Source organism: Fretibacterium fastidiosum (assembly GCF_000210715.1).
Lineage (GTDB): Bacteria > Synergistota > Synergistia > Synergistales > Aminobacteriaceae > Fretibacterium > Fretibacterium fastidiosum.
The window spans coordinates 56,117-57,882 of the sequence record NC_021038.1; the positions used below are offsets into that span (position 1 = coordinate 56,117).

The 1,766-nt window shown below is 66.6% G+C and carries 3 protein-coding genes; all 3 read right to left on the bottom strand.

Annotated features, from left to right (window positions below):
* The coding region (locus SY1_RS00275) for a flagellar hook-basal body complex protein (protein WP_208872459.1) at positions 1-483 on the bottom strand (483 nt) is incomplete at its 3' end.
* 134 nt (positions 484-617) lie between these two features.
* A complete protein-coding gene (locus SY1_RS00280; protein WP_015555791.1) occupies positions 618-1,055 on the bottom strand; it encodes a flagellar hook capping FlgD N-terminal domain-containing protein in 438 nt (145 codons plus the stop codon).
* 56 nt (positions 1,056-1,111) lie between these two features.
* The gene (locus SY1_RS00285; RefSeq protein ID WP_208872460.1) at positions 1,112-1,483 is read right to left on the bottom strand and encodes a flagellar hook-length control protein FliK; all 372 of its coding nucleotides are present in this window, start codon (positions 1,481-1,483) and stop codon (positions 1,112-1,114) included.
* Between the last annotated feature and the right edge of the window lie 283 nt (positions 1,484-1,766).

The following is a 1,766-nucleotide window of genomic DNA, read 5'->3' on the forward strand; positions in this document are numbered from 1 at the left end:
GACGTTGACCGTGCTGAGGTTGTTGGACTGGACGAAGCGCGTGGGGTTCAGCGGGTCGCGCTCCATGGCGTAGCCCTGCAGTTTGTAGCCCGTTCCGGACTGCACGAAGTCCTGATTCTCGTCCTGGACGATGGCCCCCGCCCGGCTGTAGAGGTTGCTGCCGCCGCCGTTGTAGACGAAGAAGCCCTTGCCCTGGATCATCATGTCCGACGGGTTGCCCGTGTAGGACGGCGCGCCCTGGCTGAAGATCGTCTCGATGGCGCCCACCTGGGTGCCCAGGCCCACCTGCGCGGGGTTGATGCCGCCCCTGCCGTCGCCGGGTCTGGTGGCGTCCTTCTGCGCCTGATACATCAGGTCCTCGAAAATCGTAAAGTCCTTTTTAAATCCCGTGGTGTTGGCGTTGGCAATGTTGTTGCCCGTCACGTCGAGCATCGTCTGATGTGCCCGAACGCCCGTGACCGCCGTCATCAATGATCTGAGCATCCTCGTAAAGCCCTCCTGCGATAAGCGTTTCTATCCGTCGCTCCGCGAAACCGTCAGCCCTCGTCCTGAGGGTTCAGCCATCTCCGCCGTCAAACCGTTCGCGGGCTGCGCCCGCTCAACGCTTATCTCCCCGATCAGGGGGCGGCCACGCCAAGGACCTTGGCGAGCTCCACCTGCCCCTCCGCAGTGTCCAGGATCGGCCCCTTCTGCGGGTCGAAGAAGACCGCCCGCACGAGGGCGGCCGTCGGGGTCTCGACCTCCTTGCCCTTCTCATCCTTCGTGATCTTGTTGAAGGAGATGGCCTTGCCGATGTAGCTCACCGCGTCGAACTTGCTGGCCTGCGCCATGGATTCGAGGGTCTTGTTCATGTTCTGCATCTGCTCGAGGCTGCTGAACTGGGCCATCTGGGCGATGAACTCGCGGTCCTCCATGGGGTTCAGTGGGTCCTGGTTCGAGAGCTCCGCGATGAGCAACTTCAAAAATGCGTTCTTGTCCAACTCGTTCTGCCGGACCGCTCCGGTGGCGGCAGACGGGTCCGTATTCACTGCGCCGGCTACGCCGTTCACGGGCATGATAAGGTCCTCCCTTGCGTCATAAAATCGTCGATCTCAAAAGATGCGCCGGGCGCTCAGGCCACCCAGCAGAGCATCCCCTGCTCCAGGTCCACCCGGAACTCCAGGGGCTCGTCCTCCGCCGCCTCGATGCGGCGTCCTTCGCGGCGCCCGTCCCGGCCCGTGTCCCGCTGTCCGCGGCCCTCGTCCTGCTGGACGTCCACCGCGAAGTGGGCCAGCTGGACGCCCTGCTGCTCCAGCGTCATCCTGAGCTGGGTCAGCTGATCCTGCACTAGTTGTCGGACCTGTTCGCTCGCGACTTTAATGGACGCTTCGACCCCCGACGTCCCGGAGGCCAGCTCCACCGTCACCCGCCCCAGCGCGGGAGGGTCCACGACGACGCTCGCCCTTTGGGCGCCATCGGCCCGCACGAAGCGCACCACGTTCACCAGCCCCTCCCGCAGGGCCTCTCCGTGGGTGAAGTCCGCCGCCCTGGGGTTCAGGTTCAGAGGGGCCGGGGCCCCCGCGCGGCGGTCCTGCGGTGTGCGAGGACCCCTTCAAAAAGGACTGGAAGTCCCCCGCTCCTGCCGGCGCTCCGGGCCTCCCCCGCGCCGGCGCGACGCTCCGCTGCGGCCGCGCGACCAGGGTCCGTCCCGCCCCGGCGGCCTCCGGCACCGCTTTGGCCCTCCTGCGACGGGGCTTGCCGCGTCCCGGCGCCCTCCTCGCGGGGGG